We start from the raw sequence: 22,496 nt of genomic DNA, 5'->3' as shown, positions 1-22,496 counted from the left end.
CCGCGGCGGATCCCCGTTCCATTGAGACGCAGTCTCGCGTAAACTGACGCTCAGTCTCAAACGGATTGGAGTCCGCCATGGCATCCGACTACACCCCGCCGGTCGACGATTACCGCTTCCTGTTCGGCGAGGCCTTCGGCCTCGACTTGGTCGCGCGCGGCACGGGCGGCGCGTTCAGCGCCGAGGACGCCGTCGAGATCATCGCGGGTGCGGGCGAGTTCGCCGCCTCCGTCCTCGCTCCGCTCGAGACCGTCGGCGACCGAGTCGGCGCGCGCCTCGAAGACGGCCAGGTGCACCTGCCGGCCGGGTTCGCCGAGGCGTATCAGGCGTTCGTCGAGGCGGGGTGGGTCAGCGCCGAGGCGCCCGAGTCCGCGGGCGGAGACGGCCTGCCCGGTTCGATCCGCGCGGGGCTCGGCGAGATCTGGAACGGCTCCAACGCGGCGTTCGCGCTGTGCTGGCTGCTGACGGCGGGCCAGATCCACGCGCTGGATGCCGCGGCATCCGACGAGCTGCGCGAGACCTACCTGACCAAGCTCGTCGCCGGCACCTGGACTGGCACGATGAACCTCACGGAGCCCGACGCCGGAACCGATCTGGGCGCGATCCGCACTCTCGCCACTCCCCGCGCCGACGGCTCGTGGGGCGTCAGCGGCCAGAAGATCTTCATCACCTGGGGCGACCACGACGTGGCCGAGAACATCGTGCACCTGGTGCTCGCGCGCACGCCCGACGCCCCCGCCGGGGCCAAGGGGCTGTCTCTGTTCGTCGTGCCCAAGTTCCTGCCCGATGCCGCCGGCGACCCTGGCGAGCGCAACGCGGTCACGACGGTGGCCGTCGAGCACAAGCTCGGCATCCACGGCAGCCCGACCTGCGTGCTCGCCTACGAGGACGCCACGGGGTATCTCGTCGGCGAGGTCGGCGGCGGGCTCGCCGGCATGTTCGTGATGATGAACTCCGCGCGTGCGGGGATGGGGTTCCAGGCCACCGGCATCTCGGACCGCGCCTATCAGCAGGCTGTCGCGTACGCGGATTCGCGTCTGCAGGGGGCGGTGCTCGACCGCCCTGCAGGTACGCCGATCACCGGGCATCCGGATGTGCGCCGCCTGCTGCTGTCGATGCAGAGCCGGCTGTTCGCGATGCGCGCCCTTGGCGTGTACCTGGGCGACCTGTTCGATCGGGCCGAGGCCGACGGGACCGGTGCGCTCGCCGAGTTCTTCGTGCCGATCCTGAAGGGCTGGGCGACGGAGGATGCCGTGGCGCTGACCAGCGACGCGATCCAGGTGCACGGCGGCATGGGCTTCATCGAGGAGACCGGCGTCGCGCAGCACTACCGCGACGCGCGCATCATGCCGATCTACGAGGGCACGACGGCGATCCAGTCCAACGACCTGATCGGCCGCAAGGTGATCCGCGACGGCGGCGCGACGGCTTCCCAGCTCTTCGAGTCGATCGCGTCGACGGTCGCCGATCTGCGCGGCCTCGACAACCCGGTCGCGGCGCGCACCGCCGACCGTCTGGAGCGGGCTGTCGCCTCGGCGCGTGCGGCGACGGCATCCGTGGTCGGCTTCGGTCAGACTCGCGACGCGTACGGCGTGAGCGTGCCCTACCTGATGCTGCTCGGCACGCTCGCCGGCGGCTGGATGCACGGGCTCGCCGTCGTCGCCGTGCTCGCGCACGTTTCTGTCGATGAGGCGGATGCCGCCCGCCTGGTCTCCGCGGACTTCTACGGCGCCCACCACCTGCCGCGCGTGCACATGCTGGCGGAGACGGTGGCGGCGGGCGAGGTCGCCTGACTCGGCTCTCGGGTCTCGGCTCTCGGGTCGTTGGGTCGCGGGGCGTGGGGTTGCGGGTCGTGTCGGCGAGCCACCATCCTGTCGGCGAGCCACCATGCGATTTCGAGTGAATCGCATGGTGGCTCGGCGTTCGCATGGTGGCTCGGCGCTCGTTTGGCAGCGCGGCGTTCGCTTGGTGCCGCGGTGATCGCGCTCGGTGCCGCACAGTGACCGGCCCCTGGGCGGATCCAGGTCGAATCAACGGCAGCGGCCGGTGACCTCGGGCTGGTCCGCGACATTGACGCGCAGATCAGCACACTCACGTCCAGGCTGCTCAGCTGGGTCCTGGTGGCCGGCTCACTTCCATCTCACGCGTTGTTCGCGCAGGTAGCCGAGCAGGGGGGTGGCATCCCGGTGCATGCCCGGCATCCGGGTCCTGCTCAGGCGACGGATTTGGTCCACTGGTCGGTGCGGACGCGCCAGCTGAGGGTGCCGAGGCGGGCGAGCAGGTAGATGCCGAAGAATGCGATGGCCAGCCAGAGCAGGCCGACGGCGCCGTCGATGCCGGTGGCGGAGATGATCCACAGTGCGGGCAGGAACGGGACGAGGTTCAACCCGCCCGCGATGGCGAGGTAGCGGGCATCGTTCGCGCCCATCAGCACGCCGTCCAGCACGAAGACGATGCCGGCGACGGGCTGGGCGACGGCGAGCACGATCAGTGCCGGCTGCACGAGGGCGGCGATCGCGGCATCCCCGGTGAAGACGATCCCCAGCACTCCGGAGAGCGCCGCGATGAGCGCGCCGACGAGGACTCCGAACCATACTCCCCAGGCGGTGGTGCGGCGCAGGACGCGGTGTACCTGGGTGAGGTCGCCGGAGCCGAGGCTCTTGCCGATCAGGGCCTGTGCGGCGATCGCGAGCGCGTCGAGTGCGAAGGCAGCCGTGGAGAAGATCGTGAACGCGATCTGCCAGCCGGCGAGCTCCTGCGTGCCGATGCCGGTCGCGATGGCGACGGTGGCGAGCAGAGCGATGCGCAGGCTGACGGTGCGCAGGAACAGCCAGCCGCCGGAGCGGGCGGTGCCGCGGATGCCTTCGCTCTGCGCCTTCATCGAGGCCCCGTGCCGGATGGCGAGGCGGCGGATGACGAGCACGTAGGCGGCGACCATGCCCCACTGCGCGGTGACGGTGCCGAACGCGGAGCCGGCGATTCCCCAGCCGAAGCCGTAGATGAAGATCCAGTTCAGCAGGGCGTTGGCGCCGAAGCCGAGGCCGGCGATCCAGAGCGGGGTGACGGTGTCCTGCATGCCGCGGAGCAGGCCGGTGGCGGCGTAGACGATGAGCATGGCGGGCAGGCCCCACATGGAGATCGTCAGGTAGGTGCGGGCCTCGACGGCGACGGCGTCAGCGGCGCCGAACAGGCTGACCAGCCAGGGGGTGGTGAGGGCGCCGACGATCGCGAGGACGGCGCCGAGGCCGAGGGCGAGCCACATGCCGTCGATGCCGACCGAGACGGCGTCGCCGGGCCGGCCGGCGCCGAATCGGCGGGCGACGGCAGGGGTGGTCGAGTAGGCGAGGAAGATCATCAGGCCGACGATGGTCTGCAGGACGGCGCTGGCGATTCCGAGGCCCGCGAGCGGGGTGGTGCCGAGGTGGCCGACCATCGCAGCATCGAGGATGAGGAACAGCGGCTCGGCGACGAGCGCTCCCAGAGCCGGCACGGCGAGGAGCAGGATCTCTCGGTTCAGCGACGGGGGAGCGCATGCGGGGGATGCCACCTCACGAGCCTATGGCGTGCGGGCGGAGGGGGCGTCTCCAGCCGGGGGCTTCACTGCCGCGCAGGCAGGGTCGTGTGGTCGCGTGGTCGCGTGGTCGCGAGGTCGCGTGGTCGACAGTCGCATGCTCAGGCGGCGATGTCATAGCGGGCGCGCCCGCCGAGCTGCGGGGTGCGGGTGGGGTCGATGTGGGCGGGTGGAATGAACCAGACCTTCCCGTGCACGTTGACGCCGGTCCCTCGCCTTCGCCGCGTGCCGGCGGTGTCGCCCGTGCCCGCGTGGTCTCCGGGTGGGTTGTCGATTCTGATGTCCCACCCGTTGTCGTGGATGCGGTGGTGGCAGGACTCGCAGAGCAGGACCCCGTTGGACAGGTCGGTCGGCCCCGCATCCCGTTTCCACCACTTCAGATGATGGGCTTTGGTCATGTGGGGCGGAAGCCCGCACCGTGCGCACCCGCCGTCGCGTTCGACGAGGGCGAGCTTCTGCGCTCTCGTGAACAGGCGGTTCTCGCGCCCGAGGTCGAGGATCTCTCCGGCGCCATCCAGCACGCAGGGGATGACGCCGCCGGAGGCGGCCATCCGTCGGATCGCAGTCACCGAGAGGGGCTGGTCGGTCCCGTCGATGGTGCCATGTCCGGTGCCGCGCTCGAGGTCGTCCAGGTTGACGCGCACGATCACGGTCGCGCCGGCGACGGGAACCGAGGTCTCGCAGCCGATCACGTGCCCGCAGAACAGGGCGAGCGCATCGGCGCGCATCATCGCGACCGTCCGCCGGTCCTCGTCCACACCGTCGGCATCCGTACTCGCGAAGCCGCCAGAGCGAGGCGTATCCGCCGCGCCGTGGGCATCAGTCCCGGCGTCCTCGGCATCCGCACGGCGCGCGGCGACCGCCGCCGCCTCAGCGTCTTTGCGGGCCTGGAACTGGGCGGTGACGTATCCGTCGATCGCGGTGCGGATCGGTGCACCGGACTCCACGTCGGTGATGAGGCTGAGGTGCAGCATCCCGTCGCGTTCGAAGAACGTCAGCGACCGGGACGCCCGGCGCTCCTCTTCGCGTGCTTCGAGTCTGTCCTGTTCCAGCAGTATCTCGGCCCGCTTGACGAGCCGGCGCACGTCATCCAGCGACAGCCCGACCGCGCGTTCCACGAGCCGCGCCTCCACGTCCGCGACGACGTCTCGGTCGCGTCCGATGCGCGCGCGATCCAGGAACTCCACGATCACCGCAGCCCCGGCAGCGCCCACCTCGCCGGCGGACAGCGCCGCCTCGACAGCGGGGTACTTCGCAGGCATCCGCTCGCCGACCAGATCCACCCGGGGCGCCACTGCCTCCCCGACCTTCACCAACCGCGCGGCGTCCCCTGTCGAGACGCCGGTCGTCGCGGCGATCAGAGCCGCGGGCGTCCGGAACCCGGCCTGCTTCGCCAGCGACTCCGCACCCAGCTCCGCACGCGACTCATGCGCGATGCCGGCCGCGACCCGTGCCTGCAAGGCGTCCAAGGCCCGTCGAGCCGACCCGATCGCCGCATTCAAGGCCATCAGATCGGCTCGAGCCAACCGGTCATCATCGTCAGCATCAGCCCACACCGCGTCGAGGACCGACACGGCCTCGTGCAGGTTGACCAGGGGAGCTGACATGCCTCAACGATACGGACACCGACCAGCATTGTCAAGCATTTCTTCGAGAAAAGATTCACAATCTCAATATCAGATGCGAACATACCTACTAACATGAGCGATCGCTCATCACCTCGATTCGAACACTATCCGCGCCGCCCGACACGGCGGTCGCATACCCTGGAAGCACCGGAGGTGATCCGATGTCCGACGCGATGAGCAACGCCGCCCGCTATCGAGCGCAGCGGGGCGCGGGAGAGCAGCCAGAGCCTGAGCAGTCTGCCGAGGCGCCGATGGTGCTCAACGCGCAGAACAAGTCGGAGTTCGTCGAGACGGCGATCCAGCTCGCAATTCGGCAGGGTGTCTTCGATGATCTGCCCGGCGCCGGCAAGCCGATCGAGGGTCTCGGCACGCACCACGATCCGGACTGGTGGATCCGCCGGAAGATCGAGACTGAGAACCTCTCCGGTCTCGGCCCGCCGGCGCTCATGCTGCGTGTCGAGGACCGCGGGCTCGACGACGAACTTGACCAGCTCGGACGTGAGGAGGACGTCCGCGGTGTGCTTGAGGACTTCAACCGCCGTGTCATCGAGGCGCGTCGTCAGTTGCTCGGCGGTCCGCCGGTCATCACCAGGACCCGCGACGTCGATGCGGAGGTGGCGGCTTGGCGGGAGCGTCGCACCGCTGCGCGGGCGATCGCGGATGCTGCGGAGCAGGCGGATGCTGAACCGCGGCGCCGTCGCGGCTGGTGGCGCCGCTCGGCGTGACGGACGACCGCTTCAGGCGGTGACGACGATCTGATCGGGCGTGCGCGCTTCGATCTGCACGAGACTTCTCGTGTGCCTGGATGGTGCCGGTGACGCGGATCGTCGCCCGTCATATGCGACGGCTGGGTCAGTCGGAAAGTCGATGGACACTCTGCATCCGCACAACCGCCCCGCGAACAGAGGTGTTCGGGTGCTTACCGGGAACGCGTGACTGCGGTGGTTCAGGCCCCTACGCGCACCACGCCGGTCGGCAGGTCCTCGGCCTCCTCGAACGCCACGTCCGGGGTCGGCCGGCGGAAGCCCCGCGTCAGCCACAGCAGGTACAGCGCGCCGATGCCCGACCAGATCAGGCCGACGGTCATCGCCAGCTGATCCAGGCTCAGCCACAGCCACACGTTGATCAGGAACCCGATGCCCGGGATCAGCGTCCACTCGATCGACGATCCGTGCGTGTGCTCGGTGCGGCGGTGGCGGATCCAGAACGCGATCACCGACAGGTTGACGAACGCGAACGCCGTGAAGGCGCCGAAGTTGATCAGCGAGGTCGCCGCGTTCAGATCGAGCTGCAGAGCGGTCAGCGCGATCGCGCCCACCAGCACGATGTTGATCACGGGCGTGCCCAGCCGCGGATGCACGTAGCCGAACAGCCTGCGGGCGATGATGCCGTCGCGGCCCATCGCATACAGCAGGCGCGAGGCGCTCAGCTGCGAGGCCAGGCCGGAGGAGACCACCGACACCGTCGCGCCGGCCAGGAAGATCGTCTGGAACAGGATGCCGCCGATGAACAGCGCGATGTACGGCGAGGCGCCCTCGATGTCGGGGGTGATGGCGTTCAGGGCATCCAGATCCGGCACCAGCGTCTGCATCACGTAGGTGACGGAGACGAAGAACGCGGCGCCCAGGGCGGCGATCCACATGATCGAGCGCGGCACAGTGCGACGCGGGTCGACGGTCTCCTCCGACAGCGTGGTGACCGCGTCGAAGCCCAGGAACGCCAGCGCCAGCACCGAGGCGCCGCCGACCAGGCTCGCCATGTCGGCGCTCACCGAATAGAACGGCGCGAACGTGAAAGCCAGCGCGTTGTCGGAGAGGATCGCCCGCACCGTCAGCACGACGAACACGATCGCCAGGAGCGCCTGGAACACCACCATGATCATGTTCGCCACCGCGCTGACGCGGACGCCGATGATGTTCAGCACCGTGATCACCAGGATCAGGCCGACGATCCACATCCAGTCCGGCACCCCGGGGAACTCCGCGGAGAGATAGATCTTCGCCAGCAGTGCGTTGATCATCGGCAGGAACAGGTAGTCCAGCAGCGACGCCCAGCCGACCAGGAAGCCCACCGGAGCGGCGATCGTGCGACGGGTGTACGTGTAGGCGGAGCCCGCGGACGGGTAGACGCGCACCATCCTGGCGTAGCTGAACGCGGTGAACAGCACGGCGATCGTGATGATGATGTACGACATCGGGACGTGGCCCTTCGTCGCCTCAGACACGATGCCGAACGTGTCGAACACGGCGAAGGGCGACATGTAGGCCAGTCCGATGAAGACGACGTGCCGCTGCCTGAGGTTGCGGTGCAGCCCCGCCGGGGTGCTCGTGAGGGTCATGATTACCTCCTTGTAATCGTGCGGCCGTCGGGTCATTGCGTATTGATCAGGCGATCAATACGCAATGTTCCTACACTGGAGTCACCATGTCAACACCCGGAACCCGCACCCGCACGCGCAAGAGCCCGCTCGAGCGCTCGGCGGAGATCCGCAGCGCAGCCGTCGAGATCGCCCGTGAGAACGGCCTGTCGGCGCTGACGCTGCGAGCCGTCGCCGCGCGCGCCGGCGTCGCGCCGGGGCTGGTCGCGCACTATGCCGACAGCATGGACGACCTGGTCGCGCGCGCGTTCCGGGAGCTCGTGGCGTCCGAGCTCGAGCAGGTGAGGGCCGAGGTCGCGCTCGTCGAGGATCCGCCTGCCCGGCTGGCGCGCATGATCGCGACGGTGCTCGCCAGCGATCACGACGACATCACGCTGGTGTGGGTGGACGCCTGGTCGCTGGGCCGGGGGAGCGCGGCGCTCGGCGCCGCCATCGACGAGCAGATGGGCGCGTGGCAGGCCTTCATCTCCGGGATCATCGAGGACGGCCGCGCCGGAGGGCTCTTCCGCACCGATGCGCCGGAGGCCGTCGCCTGGCAGATCCTCGCCATGATCGACGGCATCTCCGCGCACGCGCTCACCCGTGGCACCGACGCCGCGGCCTTCGCGACGCGTCTCGCGCAGGCATGCGAGACGCTGGTGGGGACGGAGCCGGGCGCGATCGTCGCGCGTCTCGCGCGCTGAGCGCAGGGCATCGCAGCATCCGGCGCCGAGTCTTCTTCGATGTCCGCGCGGATGCCTAAGCTGGACCGCATGACTGACGTTCTGCCCTCGGGTCTCGCCATCAGCGAGTTCGACTCCGACATCCGCCCCCAGGACGACCTCTACCGCCACGTCAACGGCACGTGGCTGGAGTCGGCCGAGATCCCCGCCGACAAGGCGCGCTGGGGCTCCTTCCACCTGCTCGCCGAGCAGGCCGAGAAGGACGTGCGCGCGATCATCGAGGAGTCGCAGGATGCCGAGCCCGGCACCCTGAACCGCAAGGTCGGCGACCTGTTCACCAGCTTCATGGACACCGAGCGCATCGCCGCGCTGGGCCTCGCCCCTCTGCACGAGCAGCTGGCGAAGGTCGACTCGATCGACAGCATCGGCTCCTTCCTCGCCACGGTCGGCGCATTCGACCGCGAGGGCGTCGCCGCCCTCATCGGCGTGTTCATCGAGCCCGACCCCGGCAACCCCGAGCGCTACGTGCCGTTCGCCCTGCAGGCCGGCCTGTCGCTGCCCGACGAGAGCTACTACCGCCAGGAGAGCTTCGAGGGCACCCGCACCGCGTACCGCGCCCACCTCGAGCGCATCCTGACCCTCGCCGGCGTCGCGGATGCGGCGGGCACCGCGGATCGCGCCTTCGGTCTCGAGCACGAGATCGCCGGGCACCACTGGGACAACGTCGCCTCGCGCGACGCCGTGAAGACCTACAACCTGAGGACCTGGGACGAGTTCCAGACGCTGGTCGGCGTCGACCTCACCCCGTGGCGGGACGCCGTGTCGGTGGCCAACCCCACCGCCTTCGACGAGCTGGTGGTCTACCAGCCCAGCTTCTTCGAGGGCCTGGGCGGCCTGCTGGTCGAGGAGCGCCTGGACGACTGGAAGGCATGGCTGCGCGCCAAGGTCGTGCACGGGCTGGCCGGCTTCCTCATCGACGACATCATCGACGAGAACTTCTCGTTCTACGGCACCGAGCTCACCGGCACCCCGTCGATCCGCGAGCGCTGGAAGCGCGGCGTCTCGCTGGTCGAGGGCTCGCTCGGCGACGCGGTCGGCAAGATCTACGTCGAGCGGCACTTCCCCGCGGCGTCCAAGGTCGCGATGGACGAGCTCGTCGCCAACCTCATCGAGGCCTACCGGCAGAGCATCGAGAAGCTCGAGTGGATGAGCGCGGAGACCCGGGAGAAGGCGCTGGCCAAGCTCGCCACCTTCCGCCCGAAGATCGGTCACCCCGACGTGTGGCGCGACTACTCCGCCGTCGAGATCGACGCCTCCGACCTGATCGGCAACGCCCGTCGCGCCACGGTCTTCGAGCACGACCGCCAGGTCTCCCGCATCGGCGGTCCGATCGATCGCGACGAATGGCACATGCCGCCGCAGATGGTCAACGCCTACTACAACCCGCTGATGAACGAGATCGTGTTCCCGGCGGCCATCCTGCAGTACCCGTTCTTCGACCCGAACCGTGACGCGGCCGCCAACTACGGCGGCATCGGCGCGGTCATCGGCCACGAGATCGGCCACGGGTTCGACGACCAGGGAAGCCGTTACGACGGCGACGGCCGCCTGCAGGACTGGTGGACGGATGCCGACCGCGAGGCGTTCGAGGAGCGCACCAAGGCGCTCATCGCGCAGTACGACGCACTGGTGCCGGTCGGGCTGAGTGACGAGAACCATGTCAACGGCGCTCTCACCATCGGCGAGAACATCGGCGACCTGGGCGGCCTCGGCATCGCCCTGAAGGCGTACGAGCTGTCGCTGGGCGGCGCCGAGGCGCCGGTGATCGACGGCTACACCGGGGTCCAGCGCCTGCTGCTGAGCTGGGCGCAGGTGTGGCGGCAGAAGAGCCGCGACGCCGAGACGATCCGTCTGCTGACGATCGACCCGCACTCGCCGAACGAGTTCCGCTGCAACCAGATCCTCAGCAACATCGACGCGTTCTACGAGGCGTTCGACGTGACCGAGGGGGACGCCCTGCATCTTCCGGAAGACCAGCGCGTCACGATCTGGTGAATGCTTCGACCCCGCCGTCCGCTCAGCCGGGCGGCGGGGTTACGATAGCCCAGTCGGTCGAGGATCCCGCTCCCCCGCACGGATCTCCGGTCACCGATGCCTACTCCACCCGTGAGGAATCCTGCGTGAGCTCCCCCTCCGCTTCGGTACCTGACCCCTCGCGTGGCACACCGCGCGTGCCCGCCGATGGGGTCGCCACCGCATCGCATCGATCGCAGCGCGGCGGTCGGCGCACACCGCGACGGGCGGCTGTCGGCCGCCGTTCGTTCAGCTCCGCCCTCCGCGCGCTCGAGGAGCTCGCGGCATCCGGGGCCCAGGTCTCGGTGCACGTCGCCGATCTCGACACCGGCCGCAAGATCCTCGCCGGCGACGACCACGTGCCGCTGCCGATCGCGGGCCTCGGCTTCGTGCCCGTGCTCGTCGAGACCGCCGCGGCGCTGGATGCCGGCACCCTCGACCCGCTGCGGATCGTCGACCGCGCCACCGAGGGGTTCGTCGCCGGCTCCGGCCTCTGGCGCAACCTGCGGGTGCCGGCGCTGCCGCTGATCGACCTGGCCGTCCTCGCGGCGGCCACCGGCGACCCGAACGCAGCCAACGCCCTTCTCGACGCCGTCGGGCACGAGCAGGTGCGCGCCCGCATGGTGAGCCTCGGGATGCCGCGCAGTGCCGTGCTCGACCATTTCCGTGACAAGCGCGGCCCCGACGACGCCCCGCATGTGGCGGTCGGGACCACCCGGGAGTTCGCGCACCTGTTCGCGGCGCTCGTGAACGCGTCCGTCGTCGACGCGGCGGTCAGCGCGCAGGTCTCGGAGTGGCTGAGCCTGAACCAGGATCTCAGCCTCGTCGCGGCGGCGACCGGGCTGGATCCGTTCGCGCACGATCACGACGCTCACGGCCTGCTTTTCGTCAACAAGACCGGCCGCGACCGCGGCGTGCGCGCCGAGGCCGGTGTGCTCGCGGGCCCGCGAGCGGGCATCGCCTACGCGCTGACGGTGTGCTTCGACGACCTGTCGATCAGCCACCGGCTGCGCGCGCACGACGCGTTCCGCATCCTCGGCACCGATCTCATGGAGTACACGCACTGAGGTCGGGAGCCCGTCCGGGCTCGGCGACTGGGCTACGGTCGAAACATGCTTCCCGACGACTGGACTCCGCACCGCCGCGACGACGGTGAACTGCTCGGCTGGATCCGCCCCGAGGGCGAGGACTGGGTCGCGATCGACGTGCTCGGCCGCACGGCGTCCGCGCCCGTCGACTGGCTCGATGCCGAGGCGGCGCTGGAGCAGGTCGGGCTGGCGTGGCTCGCCGACATCTGGATGCTGGAGGGGGAGGCGCCCGAGCCGCTCCGCGTGCGCTTCGTCGAGGTGACGCCCTCCGAAGGCGCAGCCGCCGGACGTGTCGTCGTGAAGGTCGACGACTTCGGTGACATGCAGCGCCCGCCCGCCGAGCGCTTCACGCTGCCCTGGCCGGCGCCCGCCCGCCTGCGCCCGGTGCGCCCGGGCGACCCGGACGGCCGCACGCTGGGCTGACGAGGCGTCCGCGTCAGCTGACGCCCTTCATGAGCTTGAGGACGGGCTTCGCGGACACGGCCAGGCCCAGTCCGACGACGATCGCGATCGCACCGAGGATCGAAAAGTACGGCACCTCGTTCTGCGGGTCGTAGAACTGCACGAGCCAGCCGGAGATGGCCGTGCCGAGCGAGATCGACAGGAAGAACAGCGCGACCATCTGCGCCTTGAAGTGCGAGGGCGCGAGCTTGGTCGCGGCCGACAGGCCGATCGGCGAGAGCAGCAGCTCGGCGATCGTGAACGCCAGCAGGATGCCGACGATCGCGAGCAGCGGCGTGGAGCCCTCGCCGCCGTTCGCGAACGGCAGGAAGAGCAGGAAGGCGCCGCCCATCACGATCGTCCCCAGCGCGAACTTCATCGGGGTGGTCGGCTGCCTCTTGCCGAGCTTGGTCCACAGGGCGGCGAACACCCCGGAGAGCACGATGATGAACACCGGGTTGATCGACTGCACCCACACCAGCGGTATCTCCCAGCCGAGGATCATGCGGTCGAGGCGCTTGTCGGAGTACACCGTGAGCACGGTGAACTGCTGCTGGTACAGGGACCAGAACGCCACGCTCGTGATGAACAGCGGCACGAACGCCCACACCCGCGAGCGCTCGGTCGCGTCGACGTGACGGCTGGACAGGATGATGGTGAAGTACGTGAGCGTCGCGACCAGGGCGCCGACGATGACGATGTTCGCGAGGTTCTCGGGGCGGATCACGCCGACGAGCGTCAGCACCACGATCAGTGCGATCGCCACGACGGCGATGCCGATCACCAGCGGATAGCGGCGCGCGGGCAGCGGGTTGGGCACGGTGGAGGCCGCGGCCGGCAGGTTCCGGCGCCCGAAGCTGTACTGAATGAGACCCGCGGTCATGCCGACCGCCGCGAGGCCGAAGCCCCAGTGGAACCCGACGGTCGACTGCAGCAGACCGGTCAGCACGGGGCCGAAGAAGGAACCGAGGTTGATACCCAGGTAGAACAGCGAGAAGCCGGCGTCCCGCCGGGTGTCCTCCTCGGAGTACAGCGTGCCGACCACCGAGGTGGCGTTGGCCTTCAGGCCGCCCGAGCCGAGGGCGATCAGCACCAGGCCGACTCCCACGCCCACGAATCCGGGGAGGAGGGCGAGCGCGGCGTGCCCGGCGACGATGACCACCGCGCTGAAGAACAGCACCCGTTCCGAGCCGAACAGGCGATCCGCCAGCCAGGCGCCCAGGATCGTGGACAGGTACACCGATCCGCCGTAGGCGCCGACGATGCCGCCGGCGATCGCCTCGGGCATGGCCAGTCCGCCCTTGGCGACGCTGAAGTACAGGTAGATCAGCAGGATGCCCTGCATGCCGTAGAAGCTGAACCGCTCCCACATCTCGACGCCGAACAGGTTCGCGAGCGCGCGCGGCTGCCCGAAGAATCCGTGCTCCGGGGCCGTCGGCTCGGTGGCGCTCGGCGAAGAAGTCATCCCTCCAGCTTACGTGCCGGCCGGTTCCCGGCCCTGTCCGGGCCGATCCGCGACGGCTAGGGTGGGCGCCATGAGCAACGTGGCTCCGAACGACCCGGCCGCGGCGCGCGGCATCTCGCGCCGCACGCAGTCCGACATCTTCCGTGCCGGCATCAGCGGTGATCGTCCCGCCGTCCCCATCGGCGTCGACGCGCTGGGCGCCGAGGCCGAGGCCGCCCTCTCGACCGAGGCATACGCCTACATCGCAGGCGGGGCGGGCTCCGAGGCGACGGTCGCGGCGAACCGTCGCGAGTTCGAGCGCTGGCAGGTGTGGCCCCGGCCGCTGCGGGATGTCTCGTCCCGCGACCTGTCCGTGGAGTTCCTCGGGCGAACCCGCCCCACCCCTCTGCTGCTCGCGCCGCTCGGGGTGATGGAGCTCGTGCATCCGGAGGCCGACCTCGCCGTCGCCAGGGCCGCGGCGTCCGTCGGAGTGCCGTACACGGTCTCGAACCAGGCATCCTTCCCCGTCGAGCGCATCGCGCAGTCTGCGCCCGGCGCGCCGCGGCTGTTCCAGCTGTACTGGTCGGCTTCCGATGAGCTGAACGCGTCGCTGCTGGGCCGTGCCGAGGCGGCCGGATGCGAGGCGATCGTCGTCACGCTCGACACCCACCTGCTCGGCTGGCGCACCCGCGATCTCGATCTGGCGTACCTGCCGTTCACCCGCGGGATGGGCATCGCCCAGTACACCTCGGATCCGGTGTTCCAGGCGCTGGTGCGGGAGCGCGCGGTCGCTTCGACAGAGCCGGCATCCGCCGTCCGCGTCACCCCGAGGACGATCGCCGCCGGGGTTTCGATCGCCCGCAAGGGCTCCGGCCTCACGGGAAGCCGCAGCCTGCGCGAGAACCTGCGCTCGCCGCTGCCGCGCGCCGCCGTCGAGACGTTCCTCGACGTGTTCTCCACGCCCACCCTCACCTGGGACGACCTCGCCAGGGCGCGCGAGTGGACGTCGCTGCCGATCCTCCTGAAGGGGATCGTGCACCCCGACGACGCGGAGCGGGCGGCGGATGCCGGGGTGGACGGCATCTGGGTGTCCAACCACGGCGGCCGGCAGATCGACCGATCCGTGCCGACCCTGGCCGTGCTGCCGGAGATCGCCGAGCGGGTGGGCGGGCGCATGCCGGTGGTGTTCGACTCCGGCATCCGCAGCGGAGCGGATGCCGCGATCGCCCTGGCCCTCGGCGCCGACGTCGTGGCGCTCGGGCGTCCGTACGCCTACGGTCTCGGGATCGCGGGGGAGCGCGGCGTGCGCGAGGTGATCCGCAACGTGCTGGCTGAGCTCGACATCACGCTCGGGCTCGCTGGGCTCACCTCGATCGCCGAGCTCGACCGGGATGCGCTGCGGGCCGTGTGATCGCCGGCCTCGGATGGCGTGATTGCATGGACGCATGACCGAGTACGAGCAGCATCCGGCCGACACCGCCTGGCACCGATGGGCGCCCATCGGGCAGACCCTCGACACCAGCCGCACGCCGGGCAGTGGCCCGGTGCCCAGCATCGCGGCCTTCGAGCTGCTGCCCCTCGAACCGATGCTCGTCCCCGAGAAGCCCCGTGGTGGCGAGCTCGACCCGTCGGAGTGCCATCACTGCGGGCCGGCGAACCAGTACACGATCTGGCAGGACGACGAGTGGCGCGTCAGCGGCGGGATGCAGGGGCCGACCGGCATCCCGTTCGTCGGTGCCATCTCGCCACGGCGGCACGTGAGGCTCGAGGACGCCCCGATAGAGGTGCTCGCCGGTCTCGGCCCGATCCTGCAGCGTGTCTCCGAGGCGGCCAAGGCCATCCCCGCCGTCGCGCGCTGCCACTTCTCGCGGTGGAACGACGGCTCCGCGCACCTGCACCTGTGGGCGTGGGCGCGCCCGGCCGGCATGATGCAGGGTCGCGGAGCGATCCTCCCGTACTGGGAGCAGAGCATGCCCGCGATGCCCGACGAGATGATGAGCGAGTACCTCGAGATCGTCGCCGACGCGCTCGCCGCGGGCGGCGGGCAGGCGTTTCCGAACCGCTGAGCCGCTCCACGGCCCGCCGCGTTTCGCGTTTCGCACCGCGAGGGGCAGACTGGGATCGTGCGAAGCATCCGCGAACTCGACACCGTTGAACTGATCATCGACGCCCAGGGCCTGCTGGATTCCATCCGCGGCGCCAACCGCGTCATCGACGCCGGCACGCTGCGTGCGCTGCAGCAGTCGGGCAACTACGTGGTCGGGCTCTTCGACGACTCCGAGGGCGAGGACCGGATGGTCGGCGCCTCGATCGCGTTCTTCGGCGAGCCGGGCAAGCGCACCATGCACTCGCACATCACCGCGCTGCTGCCCGAGTACCGCGGACGCGGGTGGGGCCGCGAGCTCAAGGAGCACCAGCGTCAGTGGGCGTTCTCCCGCGAGGTCGGCCGCATCACGTGGACCTTCGACCCGCTGGTCGCGCGCAACGCGCACTTCTTCCTCACCGTGCTCGGCGCACGCGTGACCGGATACACGGTCAACCGCTACGGGATCTTCGGCAGCGGTGACGCGGGCGACGAGAGCGACCGGCTGGACCTGGAGTGGGTTCTCGCCGACATCGCCAAGCCCCCGGCATCCGATGCAGTGGTCGCGACCGTCGAGATCCCGACCGACGTCGAGGGCATGCGCGAGACCGACCCGGCTGCTGCGCACGAGTGGCGTCTGCGCCTGCGCGCCGACATCGAGGAGCAGCTGTCCCAGGGACGCCGCCTCGCCGGGTTCGACACCGGCCGCGGCTACCTTTTCACCGCGTGACCCTCAGGCCGGCGGCAGCACGAACGCGCCGGTCTCACCCGGGTTGACCGCGATCTCCCAGCGGAAGCCGTCGGGGTCGGCGAAGTAGCCGGAGTACCCGCCCCAGTCGCGCCGGGTCGCGGGCGAGACGGTGGCGCCCAGCGCCTCGGCCTCGGCGAGCACGGCATCCACCTCCGCCTCGGTCGCGAGGTTGTGCGCGAGGGTGATCGGGGCGACGCCGGATGCCGGGGGCTCCCCGATCTCGGCGGTGAACCCCTCCACGCTCCACAGCGAGAGGATCAGCCGGTCGGCGACCGGGAGCATCAGCACCTCGCCCTCGGCCTCGAAGATCGGCTCCCAGCCGAGTCCGTCGACGTAGAACGCCCTGCTGCGGCTCACGTCCGCGACGGCGAGGGTGATGAAGCTCACGCGCTGTTCCATGAGGACAGCCTCGCATTCCGCATCGCCGGGGTCGAGCGTTCGGGATCGTTCGGATTCCCTCTTCTGCGATCGCATCGATGCCGCGGATCGTCACACTGGGGGCGTTCGGAGTCTGGATCTGGGAGGCCATGATGACCGCAATGCAACGTTCGCGCGGTGCCGCGATCCTCGTCGTTCTGGCGCTACTGCTCAGCGCATGCACGGGGCCCGGGCCAGATCAGCCCAGCAGCGGTTCGGGGAAGATCACCGTCACGTGGCTTGCTGTCGCGGGCGACTCCGGCACGACGGGAACCACCGTGATCAGTCGCAAGGACCCGGCGAAGAAGGGCGATTTCCGCGTCGAGTTCTCCGAGAACGAGGTCGGCGGGATCGGAGCGCAGTCGCAGGCCGGGGCGTGGAACGCCGCGATCACCTCGACGCTTCTGCTCGGCCGGCCTCTCGAGGGCGAGTTCCGCTTCGAGACCGACGGTCGCATCGACGGGCCGAGCGCCGGGGCGCTCACGACGGCCGGGCTCATCGCCGTGGCGCGCGGCGAGAAGTTCAAGAAGCACATCACGATGACCGGGACCATCAATGCGACGGGCACGGTCGGACCGGTCGGCGGCATTCCGGAGAAGGTGCAGGCCGCGGCCAAGGCCGGCTTCACCACCGTGCTCATCCCGCTGGGACAGCGCGTCACCACCAACCATGCCGGAGAGTCCGTCGACGTCGTGAAGGAGGGCGAGCGCGTCGGCACCACCGTCATCGAGGTCGGTGACATCTACGAGGCCTACAGCGCACTCACCGGCAAGAAGCTCGAGGTCCCCGGCGTTGCGAGGGATCCGCGCCTCGCCGCAACCTCCTACGACAAGGTCAAGCCGCAGACGGACGCCGCACTCGCACGCTACGACGCGGCCGTCGCCGGATTCCAGCGCCTGCCGTCGGAGGTGCAGGGGATCTTCACCGGCACCGGACTCTCGGACTTCGTCGCCGCCTATGCGGCGAAGGCCAAGGACCTGCAGCGGCAGGGCCTGCAGGCGGGTGCGTACAACCTCGCATCGCAGGCCGCGGCTCAGGCCGAGGCGATCACGGCCACGGGGGAACTGGCGATGCCGCTGTTCACCCAGGGACTGCCGGGGCTCGACGTGCTCTTCAGCCAGGCGCTGGACACCTCGATTCCGGAGCAGGAGTTCTTCGCCTTCCTCGACAAGCTCAGCACGTACTCGCCGAAGTCCGTCGCTGACGTGGAGGGCCTGGTGAACGCCTACGCCGGAGCGTTCGACGCGTACTCCCTGCTGACCTTCGCATCGTCGTCGATCCAGTCGATCAGGACGCGGTACCAGCAGAACGACTTCGCATCGCTCGATGACATGTTCAGCGCCCTGGTCATGCCCGTGCTGTGGTCGCGGCTGTCGCGTTCGCAGCTGGTCTCAGCGGATGCTGCATTCGAGGTCGGTCGTGACAACCCCGGCGCCCCGATCGCGAAGGGGATGGACCTGGCACAGGTCGGCGACTTCTTCCGCCGCGGCGCGGATGCCAACCTCACGGCGTTCACCGAGAACGTGATCGCTCCGCTGGCGGAATCCCGCGGGCTCTCCAACGATCAGATGATGTCCCGGCTGGCAGGTGTCGACATCGCGGTCGCGGCGGCGATCACCCAGCAGCAGGTGCAGCCCGCGATCGCCGACTACATCGGCAAGGGCAAGCCGAATGCGGCGTACGCGACCCTCGGGTATGGACTGAACAACTACGTGCGCAACGAGTCGCTGACCGACAAGTACTACAACAACGCGATCCTCGACGACAATCTGAACATCACCGGCGTGCAGTTCGACGCGGTGCTCGGTCATGCCCTCGATCTCGGCAAGCAGCAGCTCGCTGACGAGATCGGCCGGTTGCGCGCCAACCGCACCGAGCCTGTGGTGAGCGTGGCGAGCTACGAAGTCGCCGGGCTGCTGCGCAACTCCAACGTCATGGATCAGTTCAGTGCGATCTCGCTATACAACGGCAGCTTCCTCATGACGCGGACGCTGAGCTATCTCGCGGAACCCAAGCCCAAGAAGAAGTGAGTGGGTCTCAGCGCTGGGACGTGATCGGACCGTAGGCTGACAGCAGGCTCGCGGAGGACACCGCGGCGGGAGGTGCGAGATGTCCGTCCGTGCAGACGACCCGGGGGCCCCGCGCACGCTCGATGCGCTCGCTGCACGGCTCCGGCTGCGGCGAGCAGAGGCCGGGGAACCCTCGTTCAGTGAGGTGGCCCGTCGCGTCGCTGTGATCCGCGGCGAACGGGCCTCGGGCACAACTGGGACACCGGGGCGGGTGACGATCTACGACGCCTTCCGCGACGGCCGCAAGCGTGTCGACGCCGCGCTCGTGCTCGACATCGTGCGGGCTCTGGGAGCCGACGATGCCGAGGTCGCCGTGTGGGGAGGCTGGTGCTCTGCGCTGGCGCGGCAGGCGCAGTCGGAGGTGGTCGTCTCCTCGCGAATCGGACCCCCGCCCCCACTGAACGACCTCATCGGCAGAGGACCGGAACTCGTCGCGGGTGCGGCGTCGCCGCGCCTGCTGATCACCGGCCTCGGCGGTGTCGGCAAGACGCAGCTGGCGTTGAACCTGCTCGCCGAGCACCATGCGGCGATGCGGATTCAGCAGGTGATCGTCGTCGACGTGCGGGGCACCGGCAGCGATCGGCTCGCACATCCGAGCGCCGTGATGGAGGCCGTCGAGCGCTCGCTCGCGCTGAGCGCCCCGTTCGGCGCGACGCTCGCTGACCGGGCGGATGCCGTGAGCACACGTCTCGTGGAGAGCCGCATCGGCCTGCTCCTCGACGATGTCGGCGCCGAGGAGCAGGTGCGCCCGTTCCTGCGCCGGGCCCTGTCGGTGCCGATCATCCTCACCAGCAGGCGGGCACTGGCATTGCCCGCGCGCGTTCGGATGCTCGACCTCGCACCGCTGAGCACCGCGGAGGGGCTGGATCTCCTGCGCGAGCGCATCGGTGCGACCAAGGTGTCGGAGGAGGCCGACGCCGCGCTCGAGATCGTCGAGCTCAGCGGCGGGCTGCCTCTGGCCGTGACTCTGGTCGCGGCACGGATCGCGCAGCAGAACTCCTGGTCGCTGCGCGATCATCAGCAGGCACTCAGGCGGCGTCGGGACGCATTACAGCTCGAACCTGCGGTGAACGCGGTCGTCAGCGGGTCCTATGAGGCGCTGACGCCCCGCAGCCGACGGGCGCTGCGGCTGTTCGCGACTCAGCCGTGCGCAGATCTCTCCGACCGTCAGTTCGCCGCGCTCATCGGTGTGGGCGCGGATGCGGCATCCAGGATCGTCGATCAGCTCGACTACCTCAACTGCATCAGCCGTCCAGGGCCCGGGCGGCTGGGGATGCATGTGCTCGTCCGCCTGTTCGCCGCCGGCCGCAGCTGGGAGGAGGACGCCCAGGCGGAGCGCGATGAAGCGCTGGAACGTCTGGGGTCGCAGATGCTGCAGGAGGCCTGGGCCGCGACCGATGCGATCTACCCCGGAGAGATCGCGCGATCGCGGGATCCGGCCCGGATCGTGCCGGTCATCCCGGCCGCCGCAGGGAGTCACTGGCTGAGAGCGGAGCTCGGGCATCTCATCGACGTGAGCCGGGTGCCCTCCCCGCACCGGGCGGAATTCGTGGATGCGCTCACGGAGGCCATCGCACGATTCGTGCACGAGCAGACCTCCCTGCCGTTCGCGGAGGCGTTCTTCCGAGAGGCCGTGGAGGTCGTCGAGACAGGACGGGAAGGCGCGGAGCCGGATCCCTCCGCCGTCGCGATCGCCCGGCGCTTCCTCGCGCAGACGCTGGTCTCGTCCGGCGATCCGGCGGCGCTGACCGAACTGCAGCGAGCGCGGACCGCCGCAGCGCAGGCGGATCTGCGACTGGTCACGCTGTCGATAATGAACTCGGTCGGGATCGTCGTCGGTCGCGGCGGGGATCTGCACGGAGCCCGGGCGGCATTCGCCGAGGTGATCGCCGCAGCCGAGACCGTTCCAGGTACGGAGATGCTTCAGGTCGTCGTGCGGGACAACGCGGCGATCGCGCTGTACCGGCTCGGAGATCACATCGCGGCGGCGGATGAGCACCGTGCGGCCATACGCCTGGCCTGGAGCGCCCCCTCGCCGCCGGTGCCGGCGATCGCCGAAGCACTGTCGAACCTCGCGGATCCGCTGATCGCCATGGGCGATCTGGATGGTGCGGAGACCGCTGCCCGGGAGGCGAGCGCGCTCGCCGAGGGGCGCAGCCGGAAGGCGGCGCTGCATGCGGCGACCGCCCTCGCCGTCGCACGGCTCCATCGCGGTGACGGCTCGCAGGCGCTCGCCGACCTGCGCAGGGTGGGTGAGCACGAGGAGGAGATCGCTGAGCCGAGCCAGCATGCGACGTTCCTGCTCGCACTCGGCGACGCACTCGCCGGCGAAGGCGAGCATGAGGAGGCGATGTCGTGCTGGCGACGGGCGCTCGCGATCGCCGTGCGCGCGTCGTTCCACTACGAGCAGGCGCGTGCGCTGCTGCGCCTGGGCTGCGCGGATGCCGTCGGCGATCCTTCCGGCGCCTTGATGCAGCTGGAGCAGTCTGTGGCGCTGTTCGGTACGGCCGGTGGGGCGGAGCCGCAGAGGGCTGCTGCTGAGGCCGAGCGGGTGCGAAGACTTCTCTGAGACCACCGTGCAGGGCAGAGGAGAGAGCTGAGGCCCGACCACCCAGAGTCCTCGGGTGGCCGGACCTCAGCACCGGCGCCTTCGGGTTACCTCGCGGACTTACGTCGCCGGGCGAGGAGGAAGAACAGGCCTCCTGCCGCGAGGATCGTGCCGAGCGCGAGGGGGAGGGTGACGTCGCCGCCGCCGGTGTGAGCGAGGTCCGGTTCGGTGGAAGGCTCTTCACCAGAGTTCCCGGGGCCAGCGGGGCCACCGGGGCCGCTGGAGTCGGCCTCGGTGACGGTGATCGGCGCCCAGCCGAGCAGGCCGTCGGACGCGGACCAGATCCCGAGCCGCGCCGTGCCCGAGGAGACACCGCTGATCGTCGCCGTCACCGTACCCGCTGCGCTCACGGTGTGCGTGCCGAGGTAGACCGGGGCGCCGAACAGCCAGACGCCGACCTCGGTGCCGGGGGCTGCCCCAGGGACGGACAGCGTGATCGTCTCGCCGAGCGCTGCACTCGCGGGCGTGGTGATGCCGCCTTCGAGCCCGGGGACCAGCGCATCGGCGCCCGGTGCGGCAGTCGGGATCTGAGCGGCCGGTGGAGTGACATCCGCCGTGACGGTGAAGCCAGCTGCGGCGGTCGCTCCGGGGGCACCCGCGGTGAGACGAACTGTGTGAGATCCCTCACCGAGCGAATCCGAGGTGTACGCGAAGACCGCACCGCCGCTCCCGTCCGATCGTGTGGAGCCGATGCTGGTCCCGTCGATCTCGAGGGCGACGTCCGTGTTCGCCGGGAAGCCGGCTGCGGTGATCGTCACGCCGGTGCCGGCGAGCTCGGTCACGGTCAGCGTCGTCGGTGCGACCGTCGCCGTGGGGGTGTAAGTCGGGTCGGCCAGCACGGTGAAGGAGGCGGTTGCGTCACCCTCCGCGCTGGCGAGCTTCGCCGTGTGCGTCCCGATCGCGAGTGCTCCGCTCGTGAAGGTGAAGGCGACTTCTCCTGAGGCGTTCGCGGATGCGGTCTCGACCGCTTGTCCGTCGACGGAGAAGGAGATGGCGGCATTCGGTGCGAAGCCCGATCCGCTGGTCTCGACACCGGTGCCGGCGAGCTCTGAGACGGTCAGCTCTTCTGGGCTGACCGCGACGTGCGGGTCGTACACGATGGGATCGTCGGTGACGGTGAACGTCGCCGTGGCGGAAAGCACCCCGGCTGTGAGCAGGACGGGGTGTGCTCCGATGCCGAGCGTCGTGGAGGTGAACGCCGGGAACGACACGCTGCCGTCAGCGCCAGTGGTGCCGGTGCCGGCGGCATCGCCGTCGATGGTCAGCTGGACGGCGGTGTGGGCG

Annotated in this window: 17 protein-coding genes; 11 read left to right on the top strand and 6 right to left on the bottom strand. The window is 69.9% G+C overall.

What is annotated here, in order from left to right; genetic code table 11:
* The first annotated feature begins 77 nt into the window (after nucleotides 1–77).
* On the top strand, nucleotides 78–1,793 hold the full coding sequence (locus BGN97_RS00220; protein ID WP_292696960.1) for an acyl-CoA dehydrogenase: 1,716 nt from the start codon (nucleotides 78–80) through the stop codon (nucleotides 1,791–1,793).
* A 419-nt stretch (nucleotides 1,794–2,212) separates the two neighbouring features.
* Here BGN97_RS00220 and BGN97_RS00215 read toward each other — a convergent pair whose 3' ends face one another.
* Both BGN97_RS00215 and BGN97_RS00210 read right to left on the bottom strand, forming a co-directional pair.
* On the bottom strand, nucleotides 2,213–3,547 hold the full coding sequence (locus BGN97_RS00215) for an MATE family efflux transporter (RefSeq protein ID WP_292696958.1): 1,335 nt from the start codon (nucleotides 3,545–3,547) through the stop codon (nucleotides 2,213–2,215).
* A gap of 125 nt (nucleotides 3,548–3,672) precedes the next feature.
* A complete protein-coding gene (locus BGN97_RS00210; RefSeq protein ID WP_292696956.1) occupies nucleotides 3,673–5,178 on the bottom strand; it encodes a DUF222 domain-containing protein in 1,506 nt (501 codons plus the stop codon).
* A 182-nt stretch (nucleotides 5,179–5,360) separates the two neighbouring features.
* On the opposite strand from BGN97_RS00210, the gene BGN97_RS00205 reads away from it, so the two are divergent.
* Entirely contained in the window at nucleotides 5,361–5,924 is a 564-nt protein-coding gene (locus tag BGN97_RS00205; RefSeq protein ID WP_292696955.1) for a DUF1992 domain-containing protein, read from the top strand.
* A gap of 221 nt (nucleotides 5,925–6,145) precedes the next feature.
* Here BGN97_RS00205 and BGN97_RS00200 read toward each other — a convergent pair whose 3' ends face one another.
* Complete coding sequence (locus BGN97_RS00200; protein WP_292696953.1) at nucleotides 6,146–7,537, bottom strand: APC family permease; 1,392 nt, start codon at nucleotides 7,535–7,537, stop codon at nucleotides 6,146–6,148.
* A gap of 86 nt (nucleotides 7,538–7,623) precedes the next feature.
* Between BGN97_RS00200 and BGN97_RS00195 the strand changes: the two genes are divergently transcribed.
* The 4 genes from BGN97_RS00195 (at nucleotide 7,624) to BGN97_RS00180 (ending at nucleotide 11,822) form a co-directional block, all read left to right on the top strand.
* Nucleotides 7,624–8,259, top strand: coding sequence for a TetR family transcriptional regulator C-terminal domain-containing protein (locus tag BGN97_RS00195; protein ID WP_292696952.1), 636 nt, complete (start codon nucleotides 7,624–7,626; stop codon nucleotides 8,257–8,259).
* Nucleotides 8,260–8,328: 69 nt separating this feature from the next.
* The gene (locus BGN97_RS00190) at nucleotides 8,329–10,293 is read left to right on the top strand and encodes a M13-type metalloendopeptidase (protein ID WP_292696949.1); all 1,965 of its coding nucleotides are present in this window, start codon (nucleotides 8,329–8,331) and stop codon (nucleotides 10,291–10,293) included.
* A gap of 125 nt (nucleotides 10,294–10,418) precedes the next feature.
* Entirely contained in the window at nucleotides 10,419–11,378 is a 960-nt protein-coding gene (locus BGN97_RS00185) for a serine hydrolase (RefSeq protein WP_363331377.1), read from the top strand.
* 45 nt (nucleotides 11,379–11,423) lie between these two features.
* A complete protein-coding gene (locus BGN97_RS00180) occupies nucleotides 11,424–11,822 on the top strand; it encodes a hypothetical protein (RefSeq protein WP_292696946.1) in 399 nt (132 codons plus the stop codon).
* A 13-nt stretch (nucleotides 11,823–11,835) separates the two neighbouring features.
* On the opposite strand, the gene BGN97_RS00175 is transcribed toward BGN97_RS00180, so the two are convergent.
* Nucleotides 11,836–13,305 carry a peptide MFS transporter gene (locus tag BGN97_RS00175; RefSeq protein WP_292696943.1) on the bottom strand — a complete coding sequence of 490 codons (1,470 nt, stop codon included), beginning with the start codon at nucleotides 13,303–13,305 and terminating at the stop codon, nucleotides 11,836–11,838.
* A gap of 70 nt (nucleotides 13,306–13,375) precedes the next feature.
* Here BGN97_RS00175 and BGN97_RS00170 point away from each other — a divergent pair, with 70 nt between their 5' ends.
* From BGN97_RS00170 to BGN97_RS00160, 3 genes are read left to right on the top strand one after another with little or no spacing between them, the layout of a single operon-like run.
* Nucleotides 13,376–14,695 (top strand): alpha-hydroxy-acid oxidizing protein, encoded by a 1,320-nt coding sequence (locus tag BGN97_RS00170; RefSeq protein ID WP_292696941.1) that lies wholly within the window; start codon nucleotides 13,376–13,378, stop codon nucleotides 14,693–14,695.
* Between the two features lie 34 nt (nucleotides 14,696–14,729).
* Entirely contained in the window at nucleotides 14,730–15,350 is a 621-nt protein-coding gene (locus BGN97_RS00165) for a hypothetical protein (protein ID WP_292696938.1), read from the top strand.
* A gap of 57 nt (nucleotides 15,351–15,407) precedes the next feature.
* A complete protein-coding gene (locus tag BGN97_RS00160) occupies nucleotides 15,408–16,097 on the top strand; it encodes a GNAT family N-acetyltransferase (protein ID WP_292696935.1) in 690 nt (229 codons plus the stop codon).
* A gap of 3 nt (nucleotides 16,098–16,100) precedes the next feature.
* Here BGN97_RS00160 and BGN97_RS00155 read toward each other — a convergent pair whose 3' ends face one another.
* The gene (locus BGN97_RS00155) at nucleotides 16,101–16,517 is read right to left on the bottom strand and encodes a VOC family protein (RefSeq protein WP_292696932.1); all 417 of its coding nucleotides are present in this window, start codon (nucleotides 16,515–16,517) and stop codon (nucleotides 16,101–16,103) included.
* Nucleotides 16,518–16,657: 140 nt separating this feature from the next.
* Between BGN97_RS00155 and BGN97_RS00150 the strand changes: the two genes are divergently transcribed.
* Nucleotides 16,658–18,565 carry a S16 family serine protease gene (locus tag BGN97_RS00150; protein ID WP_292696930.1) on the top strand — a complete coding sequence of 636 codons (1,908 nt, stop codon included), beginning with the start codon at nucleotides 16,658–16,660 and terminating at the stop codon, nucleotides 18,563–18,565.
* A gap of 250 nt (nucleotides 18,566–18,815) precedes the next feature.
* The gene (locus BGN97_RS00145) at nucleotides 18,816–21,173 is read left to right on the top strand and encodes an NB-ARC domain-containing protein (protein WP_292696926.1); all 2,358 of its coding nucleotides are present in this window, start codon (nucleotides 18,816–18,818) and stop codon (nucleotides 21,171–21,173) included.
* Between the two features lie 86 nt (nucleotides 21,174–21,259).
* On the opposite strand, the gene BGN97_RS00140 is transcribed toward BGN97_RS00145, so the two are convergent.
* The coding region (locus BGN97_RS00140; RefSeq protein ID WP_292696923.1) for an LPXTG cell wall anchor domain-containing protein at nucleotides 21,260–22,496 on the bottom strand (1,237 nt) is incomplete at its 5' end.

Origin of the sequence: Microbacterium sp. 69-10, assembly GCF_001897945.1 — a bacterium.
In the GTDB taxonomy this organism is placed as follows: domain Bacteria; phylum Actinomycetota; class Actinomycetes; order Actinomycetales; family Microbacteriaceae; genus Microbacterium.
The sequence above is the reverse complement of the archived record's forward strand: the minus strand, read 5'-3'. Positions and strand labels throughout refer to the sequence as shown.

Bases quoted from the DNA above. Each gene is read 5' to 3' on its own strand.
- BGN97_RS00220 (WP_292696960.1), top strand. From the start codon at position 78: ATGGCATCCGACTACACCCCGCCGGTCGACGATTACCGCTTCCTGTTC.
- BGN97_RS00210 (WP_292696956.1), bottom strand. From the start codon at position 5,178: ATGTCAGCTCCCCTGGTCAACCTGCACGAGGCCGTGTCGGTCCTCGAC.
- BGN97_RS00205 (WP_292696955.1), top strand. From the start codon at position 5,361: ATGTCCGACGCGATGAGCAACGCCGCCCGCTATCGAGCGCAGCGGGGC.
- BGN97_RS00200 (WP_292696953.1), bottom strand. From the start codon at position 7,537: ATGACCCTCACGAGCACCCCGGCGGGGCTGCACCGCAACCTCAGGCAG.
- BGN97_RS00195 (WP_292696952.1), top strand. From the start codon at position 7,624: ATGTCAACACCCGGAACCCGCACCCGCACGCGCAAGAGCCCGCTCGAG.
- BGN97_RS00190 (WP_292696949.1), top strand. From the start codon at position 8,329: ATGACTGACGTTCTGCCCTCGGGTCTCGCCATCAGCGAGTTCGACTCC.
- BGN97_RS00180 (WP_292696946.1), top strand. From the start codon at position 11,424: ATGCTTCCCGACGACTGGACTCCGCACCGCCGCGACGACGGTGAACTG.
- BGN97_RS00175 (WP_292696943.1), bottom strand. From the start codon at position 13,305: ATGACTTCTTCGCCGAGCGCCACCGAGCCGACGGCCCCGGAGCACGGA.
- BGN97_RS00170 (WP_292696941.1), top strand. From the start codon at position 13,376: ATGAGCAACGTGGCTCCGAACGACCCGGCCGCGGCGCGCGGCATCTCG.
- BGN97_RS00165 (WP_292696938.1), top strand. From the start codon at position 14,730: ATGACCGAGTACGAGCAGCATCCGGCCGACACCGCCTGGCACCGATGG.
- BGN97_RS00155 (WP_292696932.1), bottom strand. From the start codon at position 16,517: ATGGAACAGCGCGTGAGCTTCATCACCCTCGCCGTCGCGGACGTGAGC.
- BGN97_RS00150 (WP_292696930.1), top strand. From the start codon at position 16,658: ATGCAACGTTCGCGCGGTGCCGCGATCCTCGTCGTTCTGGCGCTACTG.